Genomic DNA, 2,574 nt, shown 5'->3' on the forward strand with positions numbered 1-2,574 from the left:
TCGCGCCCGAGACCACATCCGAAACCGGCACCGCCGACCGGCTCCGGGGACCGGAGTGCGACAAGGGGCGGGGCGGACCACCACGCGTGGCCCGCCCCGCCCCTTTCTCTGCGCGGGTGCCCACCCCGGGCGGAACATCGGAGGAGTTCCTCAACTCCCTTCGGCGGCAGGCGAGTCGCACCCGAAGCAGGCCAAGGAAAACATGCACGCGGCCTTGACGAGTGGACCAGACCACTTGAAGCTGACGTCCGATCACTGTGCTCGTCCGGTCCCAGCACCGCGTCCAACGGAGGTCGCATGTCCCGTCCTGTCGGAGTCCGCACCTCAGTGCTCGCCCTCGGTCTCGCCCTGCTCGCCGCTGGGGCGCCCGCCACGGCCTCCGCTGCCGGAGGGGCCGGAGGGGCCGGAGGAGGGGGTGGCAGCGGCGGCGGAAGCGGGAAGGCCGGCGACCGGGGCGGGGCGCACGCCGCACTGCCGGTCGTCTCCCCCACCCCGCAGCGCGCCGAACGCGTCGGCGGGGACATACGCCTCCCCCGGCAGGCCGAGATCGTCGTCGGGGACGACACCGACGAGGCCGCCCGCACGCTCCTCACCCGGGTACTCGAAGCCGAGGGCGTCCGCGCACCCGAGGTGCGGACGAAGCCGTCCGGACGCCCCGGGCTGACCGTCCTGCTGGGCAACGCAGACAGACGCGACATCGCCCCGGCGCTGCGCGGTACGCGCGTGCCCGACCACGCCGAGGGCTACGCGCTGCGGGTCTCCCCCGCGCGCGGGCACGGCGCGGGCGGCACGGTCGCGCTGGGCGGCACGGACGCCGCCGGACAGTTCTACGCGGTGCAGACGCTCCGCCAGCTCATCACCGGGCAGCATGGTCCGCGCCGTATCGCCGGGGCGTCCGTGAGCGACCATCCGTCCATGCCGCTGCGCGGCACCATCGAGGGCTTCTACGGGCCGACCTGGACGCAGGACGAGCGGCTCGACCACATGGAGTTCCTCGGTGACACCAAGTCGAACACCTATGTCTACGCGCCGAAGGACGACCCGTACCACCGGGAGAAGTGGCGCGAGCCCTACCCGCAGGACAAGCTGACGGAGCTGGGCACCCTGGTGAAGGCGGCCCGGGCCCAGCACGTCCGGTTCACCTTCGCCGTCTCACCGGGCACCTCGATCTGCTACTCCGACCCGGGCGACGTCAAGGCCCTGCACGCCAAGCTCCAGTCGCTCTACGACCTGGGCGTCCGCGACTTCTCCGTCCCGCTGGACGACATCAACTACACGGAGTGGAACTGCGACGGCGACCAGGAGAAGTACGGCGCCCCCGGCCGTGCCGCCGCGGCCCGGGCCCAGGCGGACCTGCTCAACACGGTGCAGCGCGACTTCGTCGCCGCCAACGAGGGCACCAAGCCGCTCCAGATGGTGCCCACCGAGTACGGCGATCTGACCGAGACGGACTACAAGAAGACGCTGCGCGAACAGCTCGACAAGGACGTCGAGGTGATGTGGACGGGCACGGCCGTGGTGCCGCCCGAGATCACCAACGAGCAGGCGGAGCGGGCGTCCGAGCTGTTCGGCCGCAAGGTGTTCGTCTGGGACAACTACCCCGTCAACGACTTCGACCGGACCAAGGGGCGCCTGCTGCTGGCCCCCTACGACAAGCGTGACGCGGGGCTCTCCGAGCACGTCAGCGGGCTCGTCTCCAACCCCATGAACCAACCGGGCGCCAGCAAGCTCGCCGTCTTCACGATGTCCGACTACGCGTGGAACGACACCGGTTACGACCGCGACCGCTCCGGCGCACAGGCAGCCGCCTATCTGGCGGGCGGCGACACCCGGACCGCACGGGCCGTCGCCACCTTCGTCGACCTCAACCACATGGCGCCCACGTTCGGTGAGGAACCGTGGCAGCCGCAGTCACCGCGACTGGCCCGCCACCTGGACGGGTTCTGGGACCGCTACGCGGACGATCCGGCCCGCGCGATCCGCGAACTGGAGCCCGTCGCCGACGACATCCACGCCGCACCCGCCCGCATCCGCTCCGGCGTGCAGGACCGTGTCTTCCTGCACGACGCCGAGCGCTGGCTGGACGCCACCGAGCTGTGGGGCACGGCCATGCGGCAGGGCCTGCGCGTGCTGACGGCGCTGCGCACCGGTGACGACGAGGCGGCCGCGGCAGCACGCACCGCCATGGACGAGGCGGCCGAGAAGGCCGCGGCGATCACCGTCGACCCCGACGAGCACCACCAGGTCGGTCCGGTGAAGCTCGGCGACCCCTACATCGAGGACTTCCTGAGCACCGTCCGCACCCACCAGGACAACTGACCGCCCGTTCCTCCCGACCCGGACCTCACCCGGCCCCCGGCCCCGGCCTCCCGAATCCGGAGCCGGGGGCCACCTGTGCCCCAGCCCACATTTCCCGCCCTTTTCCCCTCACGGCCCGCACACAATTCCTCGCCCGTGAGTCCCGAAAAACCCGCCCCTTTGTGACAGCCCCCATAGGGCCCACCTCACCCACGCGTCTTTTTCGTAGCGGCCGATTCGCCCCCGGCCCCACGAACACGGTCTCTCTCACCCCCC

Annotated in this window: 1 protein-coding gene; it reads left to right on the forward strand. The window is 71.6% G+C overall.

Annotated features, from left to right (window positions below; all coding sequences use genetic code 11):
* The first annotated feature begins 297 nt into the window (after positions 1-297).
* Positions 298-2,319, forward strand: a complete 2,022-nt coding sequence (locus SCA03_RS34610; protein WP_086818072.1) for a glycoside hydrolase family 84 protein — start codon at positions 298-300, stop codon at positions 2,317-2,319.
* Positions 2,320-2,574 lie beyond the last annotated feature (255 nt).

Source organism: Streptomyces cacaoi, assembly GCF_006539165.1.
GTDB classification, from domain to species: Bacteria; Actinomycetota; Actinomycetes; order Streptomycetales; family Streptomycetaceae; genus Streptomyces; species Streptomyces cacaoi.